21 protein-coding genes and 1 tRNA gene are annotated in these 20,575 nt (G+C 51.3%); 10 read left to right on the top strand and 12 right to left on the bottom strand.

Annotation, left to right across the window (positions count from 1 at the left end):
- Positions 1-10: 10 nt before the first annotated feature.
- The gene (locus ACO0LH_RS16690) at positions 11-2,176 is read right to left on the bottom strand and encodes a prolyl oligopeptidase family serine peptidase (protein WP_422942241.1); all 2,166 of its coding nucleotides are present in this window, start codon (positions 2,174-2,176) and stop codon (positions 11-13) included.
- 328 nt (positions 2,177-2,504) lie between these two features.
- Between ACO0LH_RS16690 and ACO0LH_RS16685 the strand changes: the two genes are divergently transcribed.
- The 3 genes from ACO0LH_RS16685 to ACO0LH_RS16675 are packed head-to-tail and all read left to right on the top strand — an operon-like array spanning position 2,505 to position 4,509.
- Complete coding sequence (locus tag ACO0LH_RS16685; RefSeq protein WP_422942240.1) at positions 2,505-3,131, top strand: LemA family protein; 627 nt, start codon at positions 2,505-2,507, stop codon at positions 3,129-3,131.
- Positions 3,128-3,988, top strand: a complete 861-nt coding sequence (locus ACO0LH_RS16680) for a TPM domain-containing protein (RefSeq protein WP_422942239.1) — start codon at positions 3,128-3,130, stop codon at positions 3,986-3,988. The genes ACO0LH_RS16685 and ACO0LH_RS16680 overlap by 4 nt, the downstream gene beginning before the upstream one ends.
- A gap of 2 nt (positions 3,989-3,990) precedes the next feature.
- On the top strand, positions 3,991-4,509 hold the full coding sequence (locus ACO0LH_RS16675) for a TPM domain-containing protein (RefSeq protein ID WP_422942238.1): 519 nt from the start codon (positions 3,991-3,993) through the stop codon (positions 4,507-4,509).
- A gap of 32 nt (positions 4,510-4,541) precedes the next feature.
- On the opposite strand, the gene ACO0LH_RS16670 is transcribed toward ACO0LH_RS16675, so the two are convergent.
- The 3 genes from ACO0LH_RS16670 to ACO0LH_RS16660 all read right to left on the bottom strand — a co-directional run bounded on the left by ACO0LH_RS16670 (position 4,542) and on the right by ACO0LH_RS16660 (position 7,004).
- Entirely contained in the window at positions 4,542-5,213 is a 672-nt protein-coding gene (locus ACO0LH_RS16670; RefSeq protein ID WP_422942237.1) for an NAD(P)H-binding protein, read from the bottom strand.
- Between the two features lie 124 nt (positions 5,214-5,337).
- A complete protein-coding gene (locus ACO0LH_RS16665) occupies positions 5,338-5,688 on the bottom strand; it encodes a hypothetical protein (protein WP_422942236.1) in 351 nt (116 codons plus the stop codon).
- A 104-nt stretch (positions 5,689-5,792) separates the two neighbouring features.
- On the bottom strand, positions 5,793-7,004 hold the full coding sequence (locus ACO0LH_RS16660; RefSeq protein WP_422942235.1) for a C39 family peptidase: 1,212 nt from the start codon (positions 7,002-7,004) through the stop codon (positions 5,793-5,795).
- A 321-nt stretch (positions 7,005-7,325) separates the two neighbouring features.
- On the opposite strand from ACO0LH_RS16660, the gene ACO0LH_RS16655 reads away from it, so the two are divergent.
- A complete protein-coding gene (locus ACO0LH_RS16655; protein ID WP_422942234.1) occupies positions 7,326-7,649 on the top strand; it encodes a hypothetical protein in 324 nt (107 codons plus the stop codon).
- 8 nt (positions 7,650-7,657) lie between these two features.
- Here ACO0LH_RS16655 and ACO0LH_RS16650 read toward each other — a convergent pair whose 3' ends face one another.
- Both ACO0LH_RS16650 and ACO0LH_RS16645 read right to left on the bottom strand, forming a co-directional pair.
- On the bottom strand, positions 7,658-8,086 hold the full coding sequence (locus ACO0LH_RS16650) for a DUF2177 family protein (RefSeq protein ID WP_422942233.1): 429 nt from the start codon (positions 8,084-8,086) through the stop codon (positions 7,658-7,660).
- A 166-nt stretch (positions 8,087-8,252) separates the two neighbouring features.
- Positions 8,253-9,584 carry a tetratricopeptide repeat protein gene (locus ACO0LH_RS16645; protein WP_422942232.1) on the bottom strand — a complete coding sequence of 444 codons (1,332 nt, stop codon included), beginning with the start codon at positions 9,582-9,584 and terminating at the stop codon, positions 8,253-8,255.
- 338 nt (positions 9,585-9,922) lie between these two features.
- Between ACO0LH_RS16645 and ACO0LH_RS16640 the strand changes: the two genes are divergently transcribed.
- From ACO0LH_RS16640 to ACO0LH_RS16630, 3 genes are all read left to right on the top strand, one after another.
- A complete protein-coding gene (locus ACO0LH_RS16640; RefSeq protein WP_422942231.1) occupies positions 9,923-10,228 on the top strand; it encodes a hypothetical protein in 306 nt (101 codons plus the stop codon).
- A gap of 71 nt (positions 10,229-10,299) precedes the next feature.
- Positions 10,300-12,516, top strand: a complete 2,217-nt coding sequence (locus tag ACO0LH_RS16635; RefSeq protein WP_422942230.1) for a TonB-dependent receptor plug domain-containing protein — start codon at positions 10,300-10,302, stop codon at positions 12,514-12,516.
- Positions 12,517-12,523: 7 nt separating this feature from the next.
- The gene (locus ACO0LH_RS16630) at positions 12,524-12,922 is read left to right on the top strand and encodes a glutaredoxin family protein (protein WP_422942229.1); all 399 of its coding nucleotides are present in this window, start codon (positions 12,524-12,526) and stop codon (positions 12,920-12,922) included.
- A 250-nt stretch (positions 12,923-13,172) separates the two neighbouring features.
- Here ACO0LH_RS16630 and ACO0LH_RS16625 read toward each other — a convergent pair whose 3' ends face one another.
- A complete protein-coding gene (locus ACO0LH_RS16625) occupies positions 13,173-13,463 on the bottom strand; it encodes a hypothetical protein (protein WP_422942228.1) in 291 nt (96 codons plus the stop codon).
- A 311-nt stretch (positions 13,464-13,774) separates the two neighbouring features.
- Between ACO0LH_RS16625 and ACO0LH_RS16620 the strand changes: the two genes are divergently transcribed.
- A complete protein-coding gene (locus tag ACO0LH_RS16620; protein WP_422942227.1) occupies positions 13,775-14,293 on the top strand; it encodes a GrpB family protein in 519 nt (172 codons plus the stop codon).
- Between the two features lie 173 nt (positions 14,294-14,466).
- Here the strand turns inward: ACO0LH_RS16620 and ACO0LH_RS16615 are convergent.
- From ACO0LH_RS16615 to mutL, 4 genes are all read right to left on the bottom strand, one after another.
- Positions 14,467-14,543 (bottom strand) — tRNA-Met (locus ACO0LH_RS16615).
- A 154-nt stretch (positions 14,544-14,697) separates the two neighbouring features.
- A complete protein-coding gene (miaA, locus tag ACO0LH_RS16610) occupies positions 14,698-15,642 on the bottom strand; it encodes a tRNA (adenosine(37)-N6)-dimethylallyltransferase MiaA (protein ID WP_422942226.1) in 945 nt (314 codons plus the stop codon).
- A complete protein-coding gene (locus ACO0LH_RS16605) occupies positions 15,639-16,883 on the bottom strand; it encodes a multidrug effflux MFS transporter (protein WP_422942225.1) in 1,245 nt (414 codons plus the stop codon). Before ACO0LH_RS16605 ends, miaA begins: the two co-directional genes overlap by 4 nt.
- 2 nt (positions 16,884-16,885) lie before the next feature.
- Positions 16,886-18,793 (bottom strand): DNA mismatch repair endonuclease MutL, encoded by a 1,908-nt coding sequence (gene mutL, locus ACO0LH_RS16600; RefSeq protein WP_422942224.1) that lies wholly within the window; start codon positions 18,791-18,793, stop codon positions 16,886-16,888.
- Between the two features lie 83 nt (positions 18,794-18,876).
- Here mutL and ACO0LH_RS16595 point away from each other — a divergent pair, with 83 nt between their 5' ends.
- Positions 18,877-19,521 carry a VTT domain-containing protein gene (locus ACO0LH_RS16595; RefSeq protein ID WP_422942223.1) on the top strand — a complete coding sequence of 215 codons (645 nt, stop codon included), beginning with the start codon at positions 18,877-18,879 and terminating at the stop codon, positions 19,519-19,521.
- A 15-nt stretch (positions 19,522-19,536) separates the two neighbouring features.
- Positions 19,537-19,881, top strand: a complete 345-nt coding sequence (locus tag ACO0LH_RS16590; protein ID WP_422942222.1) for a hypothetical protein — start codon at positions 19,537-19,539, stop codon at positions 19,879-19,881.
- A gap of 40 nt (positions 19,882-19,921) precedes the next feature.
- Here ACO0LH_RS16590 and ACO0LH_RS16585 read toward each other — a convergent pair whose 3' ends face one another.
- Positions 19,922-20,557: a LysE family translocator gene (locus tag ACO0LH_RS16585; protein WP_422942221.1), complete on the bottom strand. Its 636-nt coding sequence runs from the start codon at positions 20,555-20,557 to the stop codon at positions 19,922-19,924.
- Positions 20,558-20,575: the final 18 nt, after the last annotated feature.

The following is a 20,575-nucleotide window of genomic DNA, read 5'->3' as shown; positions in this document are numbered from 1 at the left end:
TTCATTGTTATCACCCATGCGTATGTTTTAAAACAAAAGAGAAAATATCGACATTCTTCTCGACAGCGTTCTTGCGCGTTGTCGCAAAGTGACCTGTTTCATAATCCACCCTCAACCATACCGGGTGCTTTGGATCATAATTCTTTTGCATGCGTGCTGCCAGCTTGGCAATTTGCCAGGGTTCCACGCGTAAATCGTTGGCACCGGTGATCAACAGGGTTGCCGGGTAGGTCTGATCCGGGCGTACGTGGTGAAAGGTGTCCATTTCAAACAGGGCGCGGCATTCATCCTCTTTCTTGACGGTGCCAAACTCTTCGTCATTGCCGGGGCCATTCGATGTCAGTTCAAAGCGCATGGTATTGAAAATGCCGACTTCGCCTATCGCTGCGGCAAACAGGTCTGGCCGTTCGGTAATGGCACGGCCTACCATGATGCCACCGGCTGACGTGCCCCACAGGGCTATTTTGCCGCGCGCTGTCCAGCCGTCACGGATCAGCGCCTCAGCAACATCAATCGCATCGCGCCACGTATTGGGTTTGTTGGCTTTTTGACCGGCAACATGCCATGTTTCGCCTTTCTCACCACCACCGCGCACATGCGCGTAGACAATCACACCACCCTGATCAAGGAAGGCCAGTTTGGAACCCTGGAAGCCGGGGTCAAGCACGATACCGTAAGAGCCGTAGGCATCAATCAATACCGGGTTTTTACCATCACGCCTGGTCGTCGTTTTATGCAAAATTTCTATCGGTACAGCAGTACCATCCCGCGCCTGAACGTTCACGCGCGTAGTGACAAATTTGGATGTGTCAAATGGCGCTTTGGGTGTCAGGCCCGTATTCACTGCCTTGAGGTCAATACCTGCATACATCGTGACGGCTGGCATGGTCAGGTCGTCCATGCCAAACCAGGCACCATCCAGACTGACACAGGATTTAATTTCCCAGACTGCACCTGACAAGGGCAGGGCCACATCTTCGACTTTGCCAGTGGCAAAACTATAGCGGCGCAAGGCACCTAACTGGCCGCGCAGCTCATGGATATACAGGCCATCTTTTGCCAGGCTCAGGCTGTCGATGACATACTCGCCCTGCGGTACGACAACGCTGCGTTGTCCTGGTGTTTTAATGTTGACCTTGAACACTTCGCCACGTTCAGACTTGCCCTTGGCCAGGACATACACATCATCAGCATGGATCAGCGCTGTGACGGCAATATCTTCCTTGGCAAATACCTGCGTCCAGTTGACCTGGCCTGAACCCTGTGCGAGTGTGCTGACCGGCGTCACCATGCCATAGGCCGGCCATTCGCCATTGCTGTACATGGCAGCTAGTGCCCAGTCACTGGTATCCGAGGTGTGCACCATCGGCATTTCACGTTCGCTCTGGCCCATGGCCGGGCCATCAGACCAGCGCAAGGCAAGGCTGTCTTTGCCTGCCTCATTGCCCATCTTGTGCAACCAGGCCGAAGTACCGAAATTGAAATCCTGTTTACCTTTAACGGCGTCTTCACGCAGCCGTGTATAGAAAAACCCGCTGGAATCTGGCAACCAACTGCTGGGTATGCCGTTTAACTGGGTAACCAGGGTATCTGCACCGGTTTCCAGCGTCAACACACGCAATTCACGAATTTCATCACCGCTTTTATCGATGCCGTAGGCGAGATAACGGCTGTCTGGCGACATCAATACACCGGTGATACGGCGCGGCGCGCCGTCTTTCACATTGACTTCAGGGTTGATCAGCAAACGTTCGTCACCGCCACCATGTGGGCGCGCATAAATCCAGAAAGTCTGCTGCCCAGGCGCACGTTTTGCATACACGATGTACTTGCTGGTGACCTGTCTTACTGCCAATTCAGTCGTTGCCGCGGAGAAATGGGACAGCGATGATTCCAGCGATTTGCGGCCAGGCAGTTTATCTAGTGCCTGGCGTGCAAACGCACCTTGCTGTTTCAGGTAATCCATGAATTCTGCCGTATCGGGCTTTTGTTCCATCCAGCGATACGGGTCCAGCACTTCCTTGCCCCAGTAGACATCCTTCACTACCTCTTCCCGTGCCAGCGGTGGTCGCAGCAATGAGGGTGTTTTTTTGTTAGCAGCAAATGTCTGGGAAGTGGCTAATGCCATGAGGGAAAGTACAAATTGGCGACGTGCAATCATCTTGAGTTTCCTCATGGTAGTCAGAACGGTGTTGAGGAGTATAGAGGTAATGATGGTGAGCGGTAAATACAAAAAAACAACAAAAATACCGTTGATGTGCAAAATTCATAGAGCGTACGTAAGCAATCGGGCAGGGCAAGGTTTCCTCGCGCTTATCCTTGACTTATATCAAACAGGCAAAACACGCTACACACTAGTCTAAGCGTTCGTGAGCACGGTTCGCCAGCGCACAGATAAGCACCACTGAAAATGCGACTATGAAGACCATGATCAGATGCCAGATTGATGTGTCCATGTAGTTCTCACCTGCCTGATTCCTGCCAACCTCAAATTGGAGCACGTAATGCGCAAGTTATGGCTGTTGTTATCAGTAATGTTAATGCTATGCATCTCGGGTTGCGGTTATAACTCGTTTCAAAGCGGTGATGAGCAAGTCAAATCCAGCTGGTCAGAAGTATTGAACCAGTATCAGCGCCGGGCTGACCTGGTGCCTAATCTGGTCAACACCGTCAAGGGTTTCGCCGCCCAGGAGAAAGATGTATTGCTGGGTGTCACCAATGCCCGTGCGAAGGTGGGGAGCATACAGGCGACCCCGGAAGTGCTGAACAACCCGGAAGCCTTTGCCAAATTCCAGGCGGCACAGGGTGAATTGTCTGGCGCCTTGTCGCGCTTGCTGGTGGTTACGGAAAATTACCCGCAATTGAAATCCGACGCCAATTTCCGTGATTTGCAGGCACAACTCGAAGGTACAGAAAACCGCATCACCGTGGCACGCAACCGCTATATCAAGTCGGTGCAAGACTACAATGTGCTGGTGCGTTCTTTCCCGTCGAATCTGACCGCCATGATGTTCGGTTATCAGGTCAAGCCCAATTTTGCTGTTGAAAATGAAAAAGAAATCGCCAGGCCACCCAAGGTGGACTTTTCACCAGTCGCTCCGCCCAGCAACGCCGCTGGCAGTGCAAAATGAAGATATGGCACATCGCGAGAGCAGGGTTGATGCTATGCGCGCTGGCATTCACTGCCACGGTATCGGCACAAATTGCCGTGCCGCCTATTGGTGATCGCGTAACCGACCTGGCAGCCACACTGACCAATGAGCAAAAAGCCACGCTGGAACAAAGCCTGCGTGCCTATGAAGCCAAAAAAGGCATTCAGCTTGCCGTTCTGATCGTACCCACCACGGCGCCAGAAACCATCGAGCAATACGCCTTGCGTGTGGCCGAGAAATGGAAACTGGGCCGTAAAAATGTCGACGATGGTGCCTTGCTGCTGGTTGCAAAAAATGACCGCGCACTGCGCATAGAAGTCGGCTATGGGCTCGAAGGCGCACTCAATGATGCCACCAGCAAGCGCATCATCAGCGAGACCATCACGCCTTACTTCAAACAAGAGAAATTTTACGCAGGCATCAAGGCCGGCACTGACCAGATCATGCTGGTGGTCGATGGTGAGCCCTTGCCACCCAAGGCACAAAACCAGGCGAGTGACGCCAGCGGCTTTCAACAATATGCCCCCATACTGTTTGTGGCCGCACTGGTCGTGGGCGGGGTGCTGCGTAGTTTGTTCGGACGTGTACCCGGTGCTTTGGTGACTGGTGGTGTGGTTGGTGTCATTGCCTGGTTTTTTGCCGGTGCCATCTCCATGGCATTGGTAGCGGGTGTGTTGGCCTTATTTTTTACTTTACTGAGTGGCAGTCTTGGCCTGCGCGGCATCGCTGGCCTGGGTGGGTATTATGGCGGCTCTGGCGGCGGTGGTAACATCGGCGGCGGTTTTAGTGGCGGTGGTGGCAGCTTTGGTGGCGGCGGCGCATCGGGACGGTGGTAAGCATGAACAAGATTGATATCGAGCGCATCATCAGACATATGCTGAGCAGCCATAGGCAAGTGGCACGCTGCTTTCCAAAAGCCAGCCTGCGGGCCATAGAACAAGCTATTACTGCCAGTGAAACCGATCACCTGGGTGAAATCCGTTTCGTTATCGAAAATGCGCTCGACTGCCTGCCACTACTGAAAGGCCAAACTGCCAGGGAGCGCGCCCTTGATGTCTTCTCACAATTACGTGTCTGGGATACTGAACACAATAATGGCGTCTTGATCTATGTGCTGCTGGCAGACCGCGATGTCGAAATTGTTGCCGATCGCGGCATACACGCCAAATCGATATCCGATGAATGGGAACAAATCTGCCGCATGATGGAAAGCGCCTTCAGGCAAGATCAATATGAAGATGGCGTCATCAGAGGCATACAGGCTATTGGCCAGCATCTGAAAAAACATTTCCCCGCAGATGAGCCTGCCATCCCCGAAAACAAAAATGAATTGCCCGACGCACCTGTGCTGTTGTAATTGCGCTGTTGACCTATAGCACATGGGCCTGCTTAGCGATTTGTTCCAATCTTGTTGATATCTGCACTTTCCAGTATCCGCCTGAGAGCGCCATGTCTGGCAACGTCCAGCATGGCAAGCCCCAGCTTTTCACTGGTGGTGAGCTGGTCGGGGAACAGCCTGTGCAACAAAGGCAGCAGTGGCTTGGTCAGTGAATACAGCAAACGGTAAGCGCGTGTTTTTGACTGTATACCATGCATGGGCATGATGCCACCCGGCCGAAACATATAGGCAGCCTTGAAAGGCAGGGCCAGCAAGGCATTTTCAGTCTTGCCTTTGACGCGTGCCCACATGCTGCGGCCTTGTTCGCTGCTGTCTGTTCCCGCACCAGACACATAAATAAACGTCATTTGCGGGTTAAGCTGTGCCAGCTTCGTGGCGGCAGCGATAGTCATGTCATAGGTAAGGTGCGTGTATTGCGCTTCACTCATCCCTGCGCTGGACACACCCAGACAAAAGAAGCAGGCGTCAAACGGCATCAGCGCTGCATCAATGCCATCATAATTCCACATATCCGCGTGTTGAAAATCGATGAGTTTGGCATGATGCACAGCCACAGGCGTGCGGCCTATGGCGGTAATGTGGCTGACATCCGCGGCAGCCAGACATTCGCGCAAGACACTTTGCCCAACCATGCCGGTGGCACCAAAAATCAATACATTCATTATGCTTGTCTCTCGCCTGGAAGCCGGGGTGCTTGCCTGTAAAGACGATTGTGCCACAGTTCGTGATAACGTCAATTAAGATGCACAGTCAGGTGCAGCGTTCCGGGCAGAATTAAATGTATATTCAGCGCGCATGCTTGCGCGCCCGGATAGCAGCAGCCGTTTTATTTTCATCGCTGGAATTAAATTTTGTGCCATGTATCAAATCGGGCAAGGCGCTCACAATAACTTCCTTCCCGTCTTGTGAGAAAGAAAACCATAAGGAGCAAGCAGGGTTAGGATCTTCTTCCATCGGCAGGCGCCGCAAGCTGGCGATTTGCTCAGGTGGCAATACGCTTAGCATCCACTGATACGCACTGTCAGATTCCTGACACTGGCTGGGTGTCTTGTAAAACAGAAAACCAGCCAGTGCCAGATCCAGTACCAACAAGGCCAGCAGCGCGTAGCCAAAAAATTTAAATATCTTTTTAAGCATCATTGCATGGAATGAACATCCACATTAAATCAGCCACACATGACTGTACGTTCATGAGTTTTTTATCAAACATGGCTGACTGATGCACGACTTAAAAATCTGTTTTAATGCGCTGACGCGGGCACAGCGCGAAACGCCGCAGTCTGATTCGACATGATTTTGATCGCAGGAAGCACATAGGTGGAATCTGTGGCGGTGAAGGTAAAGGTTTGGATAGCCGCAGAAGCATTGGCGTTGAAGGCCGAATTGGGGATAGCTGCCAGTGAATTGTACTCATACACATTGTATTTAAGCCCGGGTGTCAAACCATAGACGGTTGCGGTCAATGTCAGTGGTGCGGCATTCGGTGGCGTATTTGATCCATTGGTCATTGCCGGGTTTTCGTAATTCAAGTCGGTTGCCAGCCGCACCGGAACGGTTTCTTTGTTCAGATCGATGACACCGGTGAGCGCAACGGCTGAATTGATATTGCTGCTATTGCTGTGCACGGCAAGTGAATACGGCGGCGCGCTTGCAGCATTCGCCTGCACCCGTGTCATCTGGAATTTATCGAAACTGTATTGGAACAAATAAGCAGGCATTACGGGTGGCGCGGTAAACTGATTGGGGTAATTGGGATTGTTGACGCCGCTGTTGTCACTGATCTGCAAAATATCATCGGCGTAATAAGTCTGGTTAAATCCCTGCACCAAAGGGTGATTGGATGCGATGCCATTTACCGGTACGATATGATCGTAAGCAGAAAAACCAGCCGAGGAGCTGACTCCGGGCTGATACAAATTAACGTAGACCCCCATCACCACCGGATAACCCGCCAGCACATAGCCCTTGACCCAGGCCAGAAACTGATTGGTAGTGACCGTGTTTGCCTGCCCATTCCATTCAACCGCATTCAGATGCATAGCGGCTGCCGCAGTCAAATCATTGACCGAGATTAACAACTGACTGTTGACGTCGGTTTGATTCAGGCCTGGTGTCGCGGCAGCGCGCGCTGTGTATTGCGACACATACTGACCGTAATACAAACCGGCGCTGATAAATGCTGTTTCACCACAATAACCGTAATTGGCATTCCACTGGTGACGTGGTGGAATCGCCAGTGACATTGCGTAGGTGGCACCTGTTGGCGGAGGTGGAGAATCCGCAGGCACCGGCCCCGGCAATATTATCGACGCGATACTTGTACTGACCTGGTTTTGACCGCTGGTATCTGGTGCAACACTGCCACTGCTACTGCCCCCTGAGCCGCCACCGCATCCTGCCAATATCGTTCCCAACAAACTGACTATCAATGCACTAGCGATTTTTTTATTCATGAGGTCTCCGTATTTTGCGTGAACTTTTGGTTCACTTCTTTTTTCTTGTAAATCTTGTTTACATGGGCAAGCAATTGCGTGGTAGCAATTATGCAATGATTTGTCTAGTCAGAGAGGAAAAATTTGGATTAAATGAATTTTTTCTGGAGAGGTGATTCCCAGGAGCGATAGCCTTGCGGGTTGCAATTCATTTGATGGGAGCATACATGCAACTGGTTTGCCTGTTCGCGGCATCACTACCAACTTAGGTATATGGCACGGCTGCAAGCCCGGTGGTATATTCCCTGCACATGACAATTTCAAGGCTGAAGCGGGAAGGATATGGGGAAGCTGATAATGACATTTTTCGGGCTGGGATTTCTATTGCCCGTCTTGCTGGGGTGCTTGCTGTCTTTCTGGATCGTCGGCAAACGCAACAGCTTGCTATGGGTCATACCTTTCCTGATGATCCGCTTGCTGACACCTTATGCGCTGAAAATAACGGGCATTTCGGGCGACGGTAAAATCACCATGGGTTTGCTTGCATCTGAATGGATTATTGCTGCCGGCCTCATCATCTTTGCCTGTGTACTGCGTCTGTGCCGGCCACCGGCCACACCGATCGATCTGGCGCAAACCATACAAACAGACCGATCTGTTTTTTAAACACCGTTTCAAGATACCCGGCTCGCCGCGAAGTAAGAAACCGTACCACCCACAGCGGTGAGCAGCATACCCCAGCCTATATCAATCATCGACAATGTCAGCGACCAGCCCTTCAGCGTAGACAGATTCGTCAAGTCATACGTCGCATAAGCCACCAGACCCAGCAAGCCACTCAGCAATAAGGCACAAACCCAGCTTTGCTGACGCAAGGCTGGCAACACACCAAACACCACCAGGCCCACCGTGTAAAGCAGGTAAAACACCACAGCCGGGATAACCCTGGGCTGCGCCAGCATCATCTCACCCAGATGCGACTTGTACAAAGGCCCCATCACCAGCGCCAGCCACAAGGCATCCAAAGCCAGTAAAATGACTAGCGCGCTACCATAGGCGGCCAGCAACTGCTGAATAGAAAAGTCGGTGGATAGCTTGAGCATGTCTGGGCCTATTGTTGGTTTTCTGGAAGGAGTGAGTTGTGCCGCAATGAATCTCACGAATGCGTCTATTCTCTTCGGAATTCATAAGCAGTTCTGTGCGTTAGCTCATGTTCAAAAACAGGGGGAATTCTGTATTTCTGACTAAGCATTTCAAGCTTTGATTCCATTATTGCGCCAGGCATGCGCCAGAATAACTAGCCTTTAGGCTGAAATTTACTTTCGATGGTGGTATAGGAAGCATTTCGCCTAAACCACTTAAGTGAGAGTTCAAGTCAAATCGATATAGCTGAGATGAATTAAACAGATAGTCATTTTCAGAAACTTTCGAGAGAATTGTGCGTCCTTCCACGATAAACATTCCGCCGTCACATTTAGTCTTAAATTCACGATTATTTTCCGTTTCGGAAATCGTAGTTTCCTCACAAACGGCGGACTCTTTATCACTCACTATAGGCCATACCTTACCGGCTGTTAATCCTGTTCCTTTTGAGCACCAGGTTGCATCATGGGACTCTGTAGTTGTTTCATCCTCTGTTGCGCTAACGGTTCCACTTATAGTTGTCACGTGCAATTTCCAAAGCCCTTCTTTGAGTGGCAGTGTTGCGACATACGATTTTTCAACATCTGAAAATTGCGCTGTTTGATTTGATTCTGCCGGCTCACTTTTTTGATGCCATCGATCCAGCTGGTCTTTGGCTTCCTGAACACCCTGATTGGCTGCTTTTTTCCACAGTAATTCTGCTTCCTTGTAGTCGATAGGTACACCAGTCCCCCATGCATACAATAAGCCCAATCTATACTGTGCAGATGCTACACCTGCATCTGCCGCCTTACGATATAAACGCGCAGCCAACTCGGGTTTTTTTGCTACGCCTTGCCCTTTTTCATATAAATAGCCAAGCATGCTCATCGCCTGGTAGTCGCCTTGGTCTGCGGCTTTACGATACCATTCAGCCGCATTAGGTAAACTCTGTGGAACGCCTTTGCCTTCCAGAGATAGCTTTGCAAGCGCGATTTGCGAAGCAACGTTACCTTGCATTGCAGCTTTGCGAAACCATTCTGCTGCCTTTACTAAATCCTGCTTAATATGTGTTCCCTCGCTAAACATTTGTCCCATTAAGAATTGGGCTTTATCGTAGCCACGGATGGCTGCTTTCCGTGTCCAACGCATTGCTTGTTCATCATTTTTTTGTATTCCAATCCCGTAGAAATACATGCCAGCCAAATTCAATTGCGCGACGGTGTTTCCTTTTATCGCGGCAAGCTGATACCAATAAAAAGCCTCTTCGAAATTTTTTGGTACGCCTGATCCAAGACGGTATAGATCGCCAAGATCTGACTGAGCCGTGGCATCGCCTGCTTCCGCTAGATGCTGCAATTCTTTCAAGGCTGTTTGATAATCCTGCTTATTTATCGCATTCAGTCCTTCTTGATAGCCAGCCATGGCGGACGAAGAAAATAAACTGCTAACAAACAAAAAAATAAGAAACTGTCGCATTAGGTAGAACTCTCTTGATCTGGGTTTATTAAAATTATTTTAAAGGCGGCTAATTTTTTTTTGCATCGCATCATTCTCTTTTGAAACTTTAGCACAAAAGAATATTTGTTTTCATTTTAATAATTAAATGGCGGTGATATAAATTCAATAATTTGCAAATTGGAAATTATCAATTTATATTGTTACTATGTAATTTCAATTTCAAAAAAATAATCTCGTTGCCTAAGTCAATTTAAGCATTTGCTCTTTTTGCGGCTGTCTCTTTTGCTTTTACGGAGAACGCGATCTTTACGCTAAGCGACACAGCAGGTCATAAAAAATAAAAGAGGATAGATGGAATGAAAATATCTATATTGTTGGGTGCAATCTTAAGCATATCGTTCTTTGTAGAGGCACAAGCACAGATTAACCTTGAAGGCAGGAAGATACGTCCGCGTGCTGAATGCGAGCGTATATGCAATGAGCAATCGCTTGATTTTCCAAAAAACCGGAAAGAGCTTGATAAAATCCGCGCTGAAATTGAAAAAGAAAAAGATACCGAGAAATTAAAAGGTTTGCGCAAAAAAGAGCAAGATGAGCTGGAACGTGTCAAAGACAAAATAGAAAAAACTTGCACGGATATTTGCGAAGGAAATCCTCTGTAAGCCTTGTTGCTTACTGCTCGCTCCCCCAATTCCGTTCTTTTTCTTTCAGAGCCAGACTCCTGAATTATTCTATGTCGATACGCATGATCGCTATTTCTGGCCTGCTACTTACTAGCAGCCAGACATGGTCGCAACAAAATTTGCCAAACCCCGCTCCCAGTCAGGCTGCGCAGGTGACCCAGGCGCAGCAAATACAGCAGGTAGAGATCAACGGAGCCCAGACAGATCTGGAAGCCAGCCGTGAACTGGCAGCTGGCAAACTGATTATTGGCCGAAAGAAAATTGCCGATAGCGGTGTGCAAAGTGTGACAGACCTGCTCAAACGTGAACCAGCCATCACAATTGGCAAAGATGGCCGTTTAAGCCTGCTGGGTTTACCTGGTTACACGCAGATTCTGGTCGATGGTTTACCTGCGGTCGGCAAGAGCCCGCTGGAGCTTGATCTCAGCGAAGTAGAGCAGATAGAGATCGTCAAATCCACCATTGCTGAAACCGGCCCCTTTGGTATTGCAGGAACCATCAATATCGTGCGCCGTAAACACTTGCGCAAAAATCAGCAGCAACTCAATCTCGGTGCCATCAGCACCGGCGGCCGGTTTGGCGCTAATGGCAGTTGGACATTAAGCCAATTTAGCGAGGATAGCCCGTTGAGCTTGATGATCAATGCATCCGCGCAAAAAAGCCTGACGCCCGGCAGTGCGCAAGATACGCAAATACTGGTGACGGGGTCGCAAGTGCAGGCGCAATTTGATGCGCGCCGCCTTAGCCTGAGCCGAAATGAAAGTGGGTCTGTGAGTGGAGAAATTGTTTATAAAACCGATAACGGCAGCCTCAGCTTCAAACCCTCTTCAGGTCAGGTCAATTTGGACAAGCGCAATGAAGAACAACGTGTTTGGGCAGACGGGCGGCTTTTGCAAATCACGCAAACCTCTTCCGGCGCATTGGGTGGCTACCAGCTACCGCTTAACTGGCTTTATGAAAGTGACGAAATCGGGGAAATCAACGCAGACTTACGCTGGGATAGCGGTCAGATCCGTAATAATTCGAGCAGCATGCTCAGTGCGCAAGATGGCCTTGCTGGCAATGGCTTGCGACGTGAGGAGGGGCACGATGACAGCAGGGGTTGGTTGTTCGCGATCAATCACCAAAAACGCCTCAGTGGTGGGCACAGGCTTAAATCAGGCTTGCAAATCAGCCGTGATCAGCATGATATCAACAACGCCTACTGGCTCAATGGTGTGACAGACACCAGTCTGGCAGCACTGGGAACCAAGGCGGGTAGCTCGGAAAAAAAATGGCGGCTCTTTGTCCAGGATGACTGGCGCGTTGACAAAACCCTCGCCGTGAATGCTGGCCTCTCAACACAAGAACAAAGCCTTGATTTGTCTGAGAACAACCTGGTGAGCCAGTCGCGCTTCCGTGTCTGGTCACCATCCTTGCATATCTCCAAAAAGCTTGAGAGTGACCAGAGGCGCCAGTTGCGGGTATCGCTGGCGCGCAGTTTCAATGCGCCTGATAGCGGACAATTGATGCTGCAACCATCCATCAATGCACTTGCTCCGTGTACGCTTATCGCGGGTTGTGCGGCAAACACCATAGATACGGCTGATACCAGCGGCAATCCCGCCTTGCAACCAGAGCGTGCCCTGGCGTTCAACCTGGCTTATGAACATGGTTTGAGTCGTGACAGTCAGGTCACACTCGAATTCTACGCGCGTCAGATAGAGCATAAAATTGGTAAGGAAATTGTACTGGCTCCGGTCCCCTGGTCTGGCGTACCACGTTATGTTCAACGTCCCGCCAACCTCGGCAGTGCGAGCTTGCAGGGCATTAATCTTGACTGGCGAGTTGCAGCGCGCGATCTCTGGCCAAGTTCGCCCAGAATTGACTTGCGCGGCAGCCTGGGCTGGGCGCACTCAGCATTGAGTGACTTGCCAGGGCCAGACAACCGCCTGGACGGTCAGTTGCCCTGGCGTGCCAAACTCGGAATGACTTACACCATGAGCGATATGCCGCTGAAAATTGATGTCGATGCCAACTGGCTACCTGGGGACTGGTTGCGCAATAACCTGACGCAGCGGACTTATGAATCACACCGTAGCACATTGACTGCGAATGGAATCTGGACTGTGAATCCACAGTGTCGCCTGGTGCTGAGCCTAGACAATCTACTGGCTCCCGATACCCAGACTGTACACGAATATTTCAATACTGACAGCACCGTACGAACCAGCACGCAAAAAGCCAACTATGCACGTATCGGACTGCGGATGGAACTCAAACTATAAGGAAAATATGAACGCAAAATTGAAATCTTATTTAAAGGACGCTGCACTGTTAATTATGACGGTCGTCATCGCATTAGTATTGGGTAGCCAGGCTCCAAAATGGTATAAAGCCTGGAAAGGCCCGTTCAAACGTGGGGATTATGCTGAGCATGTTAAATCCATGCCTTACAAGTTGACCTTATACGGAACATCAACTTGCCCACATTGCGAGGCGGCACGTAATTATCTCAAGCAGGCTGGCATTCCTTTTAATGACATGAATCTCGATAAGTCTCCTGAAGCCACTGAAGCCTTCAAAAAACTAGGGGAGCAAGCCGTACCCGTACTGGTCAATGAAAATATGATGTTGGTAGGCTTTCAGCAGGAAGCCTATGTCGAAATGGCAAAGAGCTCAAGCAAATTGTGAGTGACGCATGATCACGAGTAAGCCTGAAAACCCCCTTGGTATCATCCAGAGGGTTTTCAACTTAGTGGCGAGAAAAGGGGACTACCATAATTTATTCCAACAGATCACTCAGACAGAAATTCTGGTGGAACAGGCGAACTTTTATAGCGCCGCAGAATATCACTAACAAAATTTCTGTAGCTCCACTCGTAGGAAAATCCCTTAGAAATTTATTTTTGATATCCAGACAGATACAATTTGATTTCAAAAATTACTGGCAGACATTTTTCCAGGCGCCATTCACTTGTTTATATTCGCACTTTGTTGTACCAAGTGGTGGAAGAGAAGTCGACGGCAAGGGTTTTAATTGTGTTGGTGGTAGTGGTTGAGGCGGTGGTAGCTGAACCGAAGGTAGGTCGAGTTTACTGTCGCATATATCTTGAATTTTGCAATTATTTCCAAAGTCATCGCAGACGCGCGCTTTTTTACATGCTGCGTAGCCAGGCGTAGCCGAGCCAATAGCAAGCAAGCCGACCAGGAAAACAGAATTGATTTTCTTCATCACAACTCCTCAAATGTTATTTTAAATTTTTTGACTGCGTCTTCAATAGTAAAACAATTTCTGAAGCAGATCTGAAAATTCCATATTAAATTGTTTGCACTCGGTAATACAAGTTGCTTACATGCTGTTTTAAATGTAGTGCAATTCAATCTTATACTTGTGCTTTTGTTGCTTGATAGAGCACCTCGCTCCAAAGAAAAACAGCCATGATTAGGTTAGAGCAATTGTTTTTTTAGATTTATTGGATGATGTTTTTAACGGCTTTCATTTAGAATGCAAACCACCATCTTAGTCAAAGCAATTTAGCCAGCATGTCCAGCGTTGTCTTACACTCTTATTCACAAGAATGGCCAAAGCTCTTTCTTCAAGTACGCCAAGACTTGCTGCATGCATTTGCACCTGTTTTGGTATCCATAGAGCATATCGGCAGTACCTCTGTGCCGGGCCTCGTGGCAAAACCGGTTATTGATGTGCTGCTTGGTGCCAGCTCACTCTATGATGTTGAATCGAAAATTGAAGCCTTGGATAAGCTTGGCTATATCTATGTTTCAAAGTACGAACAAGAGTTGCCTATGCGGCGTTATTTTGTAAAGTCATCTGTCGATTCGCTGCGTATCCATCTTCATGCTGTAGAAACAGGGTCGCGCTTCTGGTTAGAGCATCTGGCGTTCAGAGACTTGCTATGCTCGGACGGTAATTTGCGTGCAAAATATCAGTCCTTGAAAATCCAGCTGGCACAAGAGCATGCGCAGGACAAGTCTGCTTATTCAGATGCCAAAGGATCATTCATCCAGGCAGCACTTACAACGATCAAAGGCGATATTGTTTGAAATTGATTTCGGCGGTAATCCGATTTTGTTACACGGTTTCTATGGATGCAAGTGTGGATGAAAAAGATTCGTACGCATACTAACCTGCATACGAAAGAACAAACAAAAAACCCGCTAAAGCACAAGGCTAAAACGGGTTTTTGTATCCAACAGATCGCTCTGCCAGAAAATTCTGGTGGTGATAGGTGGACTTGAACCACCGACCCCAGCATTATGAGTGCTGTGCTCTAACCAACTGAGCTATATCACCAAGAAGCCTGCGATTATGTCAGTTTGGGTTTTGGTTGTCAATACTTCGGCCTGATTTTGATGGAAAAGCTTGTCGCTTTGGCATAAAAAGCAATGGTTTTTGCTGTTTGCGGTCTGCATTGCGGGGTTTTTGCCTTGTTTGAATAGGGTGTGGCTTACAGAACCTGTCTTACGCTGGCCATGATTTGTGCCTGGGCGTCGGGTGCCAGGCAGTCGATGATGATGCGGTCAGGCATGGATCGTAGCCAGGTCATCTGGCGTTTTGCCAGTTGGCGGGTGGCGATGATGCCCAGTTCTCGCATTTCTTCCAGTGTGGTTAGTCCGTCCAGGTAATCCCATGCCTGGCGATAACCTACGCAGCGTATGGATGGCAGGTTGGCGTGCAGGTCTGGTCTTTGTTTCAGGGTTTTGACTTCATCGATGAAGCCCTGGCTGAGCATGGTGTCAAAGCGCAGGGCGATGCGCTGGTGCAGCACGCTGCGGTCGGATGGTTCGAGTGAAATGGCGTGCATGTCAAAAGGCGGGGCGGCGCGCTCCTGTTTGGCCAGCAGGGCAGACATGGGCTGGCCGGTGATGGCGATGATTTCCAGGGCGCGCTGTATGCGCTGGCTGTCTTGCGGCTTTAGCCTGGCTGCGGTTTCGGGGTCCAGTGTTGCCAGTCTGGCGTGCAGGCCGGGCACGCCTATGCGGGCGGCTTCGGCATCCAGTTCTGCGCGTATGGCGGGGTCTGCACCGGGCAGGTCGTCAAGGCCATCCATCAGGGCTTTGAAATACATCATGGTACCGCCTACCAGCAAGGGCAGCTTGCCCTTTGCCTGTATGTCGGTGACCAACCTTTGTGTGTCTTTGCGAAATTGCGCTACTGAGTAGGATTCTGCCGGGTCGATGATGTCGATCAGGTGGTGTGGTACGGCGGCGAGTTCTTCTGTGCTGGGTTTGGCCGTGCCTATGTTCATGTCGCGGTAGACCAGGGCAGAATCGACGGAGATGATTTCTGCCGGATAGTGGCGCGCAATTTCCAGTGCGGCGGCGGTTTTGCCTGAGGCGGTAGGCCCCATGATGGCGATGACTTTTTTATTCATGTCGATGTGCTTGGTCATGCAGATTGTTCTGCTGTCTTTGTGATGTCTGCCGGTATCAGCAGCGGCAAGGCGCGGGCTGAAATGAAGATCAGCGCACCCATGCTGCAAGCGATGATGGCTAAAGGGTAGACCGTGCCATTATGCGTTGCGCCAACCACCGTGCCGACGACGAACGCCACCAGCATGTACAGCGCACCCATCAGGCCCGCTGCCGTGCCCGCCTGCTGCGGGAAGGGCGATACCGAATTGGATTGCGAAATAGGGAAGTTGATGCCATGCGCACTCATGGTCAAAAACATGACCGGTGGTAGCATGACCCAATGCTGTATGCCAGCCAGTGCCAATACCAGAAAAGTTGCACCCGCCGCCAGCGACAGGCTGCTGCCTATGCGCAGCGTGATCTTGGTATCAAAGCGCGTGTGCAAATGGCGGCAAACCACCGTGCCTGTCAGGTAACCGGAGACGCCAAAGGCAAAACAATAGCCAAACCAGGCTGTCGGCAAGGCCAGCACCTTTATCAGCACCACCGATGCGCCAGAGATGAAGGTGAAGATAGAGCCATACGACAAGGCCCCAGGCAAGGCATATATCCAGAACAGCGGTGAGCCCAGCACGATGCGGTAATTGCGCAGCAGGCCAGACACATTGGTGGCCTGCGGGTCTTTGTATAAATTGGTTTCTGGCAGGCGCAGCACGACCATGACCAGCAAGGCCAGCGCGAGCAGCGCATGTACAAAAAACGCGGCGCGCCAGCCCAGGTTCACCTGTAAAAATGACCCCAGTATCGGCCCCAGCAAGGGGGCCATGGATACCCAGCTGCTGGCCCTGGCGATGACCTTGATGCTGTCTTGCGGCGCATAGGCATCACGCACGATGGCCCTGGCAATGATGACGGCAGAGCAGCAACCCAGCGCCTGTAAAAACCGTGCAATGATCAGCATGCCTATGCTGTGTGAAATACCACACAAGAGGCTGGCCATCAGGTAGAGACCCAGCCCGGCAATGACTACAGGGCGGCGGCCAAATCGGTCAGACAGCGGGCCAATGACCAGTTGCGCGCCACCAAAACCCACGACAAATAAGGACAGCGTCAGTTGTACCGTGGAAGCAGGCACAGCAAACACCGTTGCCAGGCTCGGTAGTGAAGCCAGGTACAGATCGGTGGACAAGGGTTGCAGCATTAAAAATACCGCAATCACAAAGAACAGGGGCGCACCCTGAAAGGTCGATATGGCATGCGCCTGCTGATGCGGGGCCATCGCTATTGCCCGCGCATGAACATCTTGTCGAGATCGTTCAGGCCCAGTTGCACCCAGGTCGGGCGGCCATGGTTACACTGGTCGGCACGTTCTGTCTGTTCCATCTGGCGCAGCAGGGCATTCATTTCCGGCACGGTCAGGCTGCGGTTGGCGCGCACGGCTGTGTGGCAGGCCAGGGTGCCCAGCAATTCATTGCGCCTGTCGATCAAAACGCGTGAGCCGCCAAATTCGCGCACTTCACGCAAGACATCTCTTGCGAGTGACTGGGCATCGGCATTCTTCAGCAAGGCAGGCACGGCGCGCACGGCCAGCGTCGTTGGCGATATGGCGGCCATGTCAAAGCCCAGCGCTTTCAGGGTGTCCTGGTGTTCTTCGACGGTGCCGACTTCTACTGCATCAGCAAAGAAGGTGACGGGTATCAGCATGGGCTGCACCGGCATGGCGTTTTCATCCAGGGCATTTTTTAATTGCTCGTACAAGATGCGTTCATGTGCTGCATGCATGTCTACCAGCACCAGGCCCTTGCTGTTTTGTGCCAGCACAAACACGCCGTGCAGTTGGGCCAGCGCAAAACCCAGCGGGTAATCATCGTCTGGCAGGGCATTGGCAACCGGGGTGGCCGGGGCATAGCTTGCACCGGCATCGTTGACATTGGGGCGGAAAAACGCGCCATAGCTTTCCATGCTTTGCGTCACGCCGCCATTGGGCTGTGGTCGGTAAGGGTTTTGATAGGCATTGCCATAACCTGCGCCACCGCCGTTCCCCATGCCAATTCCACCGCCGCCACCGCTGCCAGCATAAGGCGAGGGGTTGGCAAACTGCGTAGCAAAGCTGGTTTGTTCTGCTGCCAGCCACGGTGTTGCCGTGCCTGGGCCGGATGCAGAAACCGGTGCCGGTACGGTGCCAAAAGCAGTGGCTGAAGTCTGTGCCAGCGTGCGGCTGACCGCATGGAAAACAAACTGGTGCACGGCGCGGCTGTCACGGAAGCGCACCTCAATTTTGGACGGGTGTACGTTCACATCGACCAGGGCCGGGTCAAGATCCAGCCCCAATACATACGAGGGGTAGCGATCACCGTGCAAGACATCCTGATAGGCGGCGCGCACGGCATGAGTCAGCAGTTTGTCGCGCACGAAGCGGCCATTGACATAAAAGAATTGCGCATCAGCACGCGCCTTGGATGCCGTTGGCAGGCCGACGAAGCCATGCAGACGCAAAGGCCCGGCACTTTCATCAAGCGGCAGGCGCGCATTGGAAAACGCATCTCCCAGAATCTGCGCGCTGCGCTTGTCGATGGCGCTGACATTCCAGTGGTCAACCGCCTTGCCGTTATGCGTCAATGAAAACGATACATCAGGGCGCGCCAGCGCAATGCGGCGCACGATTTCTGCGCAGTGACCAAATTCTGTCTGTTCTGATTTTAAAAACTTGCGGCGTGCAGGCGTGTTGTAATACAAATCCTGCACATCTACCGTCGTCCCTTGTGCACCGGATGCGGGTGAGACCTTGCCATTTTCTATCTGCCAAGCATGGTCGGCGTCAGCCGTGCGTGTGGTCAGTGTCAGCAAAGAGACAGAGGCGATAGAGGCCAGTGCTTCACCGCGAAAGCCCAGGGTAGCAACATGCTCCAGTTCTTCCAGCGAACCTATTTTTGAAGTCGCATGCCTGGCTACAGCCAGCGTCAACTGGTCTGGCGGTATGCCGCGGCCATTGTCGGTGATGGCTATGCGCTTGACACCGCCTTCTTCCAGGCGCACGACGATGGTGCTGGCCCCGGCATCCAGGGCGTTTTCCAGTATCTCTTTGACGACAGCAGACGGTCTTTCCACCACTTCGCCAGCGGCGATCTGGGAAATCAGGTTGTCTGGCAATGCCAGTATGGGGCGGTAAGTAGGGGAGTTCGCATTCATGCCATGATTATACCTGTCAGGCGTCTCAGACTATGCGGTCTGGTGTATGATTGCGGCGGCTTTCTACAGACCTTGGGAAAATGATGGATTTTATGCAACTCCTCGACATGATTTTGCATGTCGATAAAATGTTGGGTACCGTAATCGCGCAATATGGCACGCTGGTGTATGTCGTGTTGTTTGCTATCGTATTTTGTGAAACCGCCTTTGTCATTTTCCCTTTCCTGCCTGGGGATTCGCTGCTGTTTATTGCAGGCACTTTTTGCGCAACCGGCTCCATGAACGTGTGGTTGCTGATTACCCTGCTGGTGGCGGCATCCATCACCGGCAATTCCATCAATTACTGGATAGGCAGCCTCATCGGCCATAAGGTGCTGGAAAAGGATTTTCGCTGGCTGGACCGCAGTGCCCTGATGAAAACCCATGAATTTTATGAAAAGCATGGCGGCAAGACCGTGGTGCTGGCGCGCTTTATCCCCCTGGTGCGTACTTTTGCGCCTTTCGTGGCGGGTATTTCAGACATGACGCACAAGACCTTCCAGATTTATAACGTGCTGGGCGCCTTGCTGTGGGTATTCAGTGTGGTGCTGGCAGGTTATTTCTTTGGTAACATCCCTTTCATCCGTGACCACCTCAATGCCATCGTGCTGATCGGTGTTGGCGCTGCGGTGGTACCACTTATCCTGGGCGCATTGTGGAAACTGTTCATGGGCAAGCGCAAGGCATAAGGACAACGTGATGCCATGAAACCACCAGCCAACTCATCGACTGTGTCGACGGTCATCTGGCTGCATGCTGGTGCGCCGGTGAAGCCGGAGACAGGGAAGGCTTGCAATGGCTGCGGGGTATGTTGTGCTGCTGAACCTTGCCCCGTGGCGCGGGTGTTTTTATGGCAGTTTCGTGGTAGTTGTCAAGCGCTGCAATGGCAGGCAGATGTGCAGCAATACCGTTGTGGCATGTTGTTGAATCCTGCGCATTACGCAAGATGGTTGCCGCATTTTGCCAGCCAGTGGTTTGCCAGACGTGTCCGGCGCTGGATAGCAGCGGGGACAGCCTGTGATTCAGATGCAAGCATTGGCGCGGATTAATGCCATCGTTCGTTTACTCCCTTCAGCCTCCTCATTTCTTTCAGCGCTCCATCATCACCAAACGTAAAGCCAGCAGTATCAGCACTGCGGCTAATGCATAAGGCTGCACTTGTGCCAGTCTCTGGTGTCGCGTCAGCAAGTTGCGGATGGCAACACTGAAACTGCCCAGCGTTGCATGAAACACCGTGCTGATAGCCGTCAGCAGCAAGCCCAGCAATAATAATTGCTGTGTCACTGTGCCTTGTCGAGCATCGACAAATTGCGGCAAAAATACCATGAAGAACAACAGCGCCTTGGGGTTGAGCAGGCTGTTCAGACACGATTGCATGAACACCGTGCGCAAAGGCGCTATGACCACATCACCCGGCCTGGTATTTTTGGCAGACGCAGGCTTGATGGTTAATGCCTTCTTCGCCAGCCACAACAGGTACAGCACACCGGCATAGCGTATCAGGTCAAAAGAAGGGGGCCAGGCGGTGATGATGGCACTGACGCCGCTGGCAGTTAGCACGGTCAAAATGATGTCAGCGCTAGCGATACCCAGCGCTGCGGCAACACTGCCACGCATGCCGTACTGCATGCCACAAGTCATGATGAAGGCCATGTTGGGGCCGGGCGAGCAAAGCAAAAACAAAACGGCAATGCAAAATGCGGTAAGCGTGCTGAAACTGATCATGGCTGTCATCCTGTTTGT

It is taken from the genome of Undibacterium sp. TJN19 (assembly GCF_049339485.1).
Taxonomy (GTDB): Bacteria; Pseudomonadota; Gammaproteobacteria; order Burkholderiales; family Burkholderiaceae_D; genus Undibacterium.
Note: the sequence above shows the minus strand (reverse complement) of the source record. Positions and strands in the feature narration are given on the sequence as shown.

Excerpts from the sequence above, each read along its gene's own strand:
- ACO0LH_RS16670 (WP_422942237.1), bottom strand. The coding sequence starts at position 5,213 with ATGAATGTATTGATTTTTGGTGCCACCGGCATGGTTGGGCAAAGTGTC.
- ACO0LH_RS16625 (WP_422942228.1), bottom strand. The coding sequence starts at position 13,463 with ATGAAGAAAATCAATTCTGTTTTCCTGGTCGGCTTGCTTGCTATTGGC.
- ACO0LH_RS16645 (WP_422942232.1), bottom strand. The coding sequence starts at position 9,584 with ATGCGACAGTTTCTTATTTTTTTGTTTGTTAGCAGTTTATTTTCTTCG.
- ACO0LH_RS16590 (WP_422942222.1), top strand. The coding sequence starts at position 19,537 with ATGAAACCACCAGCCAACTCATCGACTGTGTCGACGGTCATCTGGCTG.
- ACO0LH_RS16675 (WP_422942238.1), top strand. The coding sequence starts at position 3,991 with ATGAACAAGATTGATATCGAGCGCATCATCAGACATATGCTGAGCAGC.
- ACO0LH_RS16595 (WP_422942223.1), top strand. The coding sequence starts at position 18,877 with ATGGATTTTATGCAACTCCTCGACATGATTTTGCATGTCGATAAAATG.
- ACO0LH_RS16630 (WP_422942229.1), top strand. The coding sequence starts at position 12,524 with ATGAACGCAAAATTGAAATCTTATTTAAAGGACGCTGCACTGTTAATT.
- ACO0LH_RS16665 (WP_422942236.1), bottom strand. The coding sequence starts at position 5,688 with ATGCTTAAAAAGATATTTAAATTTTTTGGCTACGCGCTGCTGGCCTTG.
- ACO0LH_RS16660 (WP_422942235.1), bottom strand. The coding sequence starts at position 7,004 with ATGAATAAAAAAATCGCTAGTGCATTGATAGTCAGTTTGTTGGGAACG.
- ACO0LH_RS16690 (WP_422942241.1), bottom strand. The coding sequence starts at position 2,176 with ATGAGGAAACTCAAGATGATTGCACGTCGCCAATTTGTACTTTCCCTC.
- ACO0LH_RS16680 (WP_422942239.1), top strand. The coding sequence starts at position 3,128 with ATGAAGATATGGCACATCGCGAGAGCAGGGTTGATGCTATGCGCGCTG.
- ACO0LH_RS16640 (WP_422942231.1), top strand. The coding sequence starts at position 9,923 with ATGAAAATATCTATATTGTTGGGTGCAATCTTAAGCATATCGTTCTTT.
- mutL (WP_422942224.1), bottom strand. The coding sequence starts at position 18,793 with ATGAATGCGAACTCCCCTACTTACCGCCCCATACTGGCATTGCCAGAC.
- ACO0LH_RS16635 (WP_422942230.1), top strand. The coding sequence starts at position 10,300 with ATGTCGATACGCATGATCGCTATTTCTGGCCTGCTACTTACTAGCAGC.
- ACO0LH_RS16605 (WP_422942225.1), bottom strand. The coding sequence starts at position 16,883 with ATGGCCCCGCATCAGCAGGCGCATGCCATATCGACCTTTCAGGGTGCG.
- ACO0LH_RS16655 (WP_422942234.1), top strand. The coding sequence starts at position 7,326 with ATGGGGAAGCTGATAATGACATTTTTCGGGCTGGGATTTCTATTGCCC.
- ACO0LH_RS16685 (WP_422942240.1), top strand. The coding sequence starts at position 2,505 with ATGCGCAAGTTATGGCTGTTGTTATCAGTAATGTTAATGCTATGCATC.
- ACO0LH_RS16650 (WP_422942233.1), bottom strand. The coding sequence starts at position 8,086 with ATGCTCAAGCTATCCACCGACTTTTCTATTCAGCAGTTGCTGGCCGCC.
- ACO0LH_RS16585 (WP_422942221.1), bottom strand. The coding sequence starts at position 20,557 with ATGATCAGTTTCAGCACGCTTACCGCATTTTGCATTGCCGTTTTGTTT.
- miaA (WP_422942226.1), bottom strand. The coding sequence starts at position 15,642 with ATGACCAAGCACATCGACATGAATAAAAAAGTCATCGCCATCATGGGG.
- ACO0LH_RS16620 (WP_422942227.1), top strand. The coding sequence starts at position 13,775 with ATGTCCAGCGTTGTCTTACACTCTTATTCACAAGAATGGCCAAAGCTC.